Raw genomic sequence first — 397 nt, 5'->3', positions numbered from 1 at the left:
CAGCCCGCGATGCTCGCCGGCAAAGACGTCGACCTCCCAGACGAAGCCCTCATGGGGAACGCGGTAGCGGGTTTTCTCGATGACGATGCCGATCGCGTTCTGCAAAAGCTCTTCGGCATCGGCGACGGGAATATCGTATTCGAATTCGTCGCGGGTGATGGCGCTGCGACCGATCTTGATCGTCAGTCTCGCTTTCCTGCTGTCGAGGATGCGGACCCGGACGGAACGGTCGTCCATCGAGGCAAGGTAACCCTGCCTGAGGACAGACTTGGTCTCGACGGCGGAACGCCATCCATCGCTGCGTACGAGAAACTTCCGCTCGATCTCTTTCGCCATATCAGTGAACCTTTTGTGACGATTGCCGCACGGTAGACCAATTTCCAGGCATTTCATACCC

General features: G+C 58.2%; 1 protein-coding gene. It reads right to left on the bottom strand.

All coding sequences use genetic code 11. From position 1 onward, the window contains the following. A partial coding sequence (locus tag AC5ZG1_RS44615) for a CYTH domain-containing protein (protein WP_496136602.1) occupies positions 1–336 on the bottom strand: 336 nt, incomplete at its 3' end. Between the last annotated feature and the right edge of the window lie 61 nt (positions 337–397).

This window comes from Bradyrhizobium sp. Leo78 (assembly GCF_059512425.1).
This window is presented reverse-complemented; position numbering and strand designations above follow the sequence as displayed.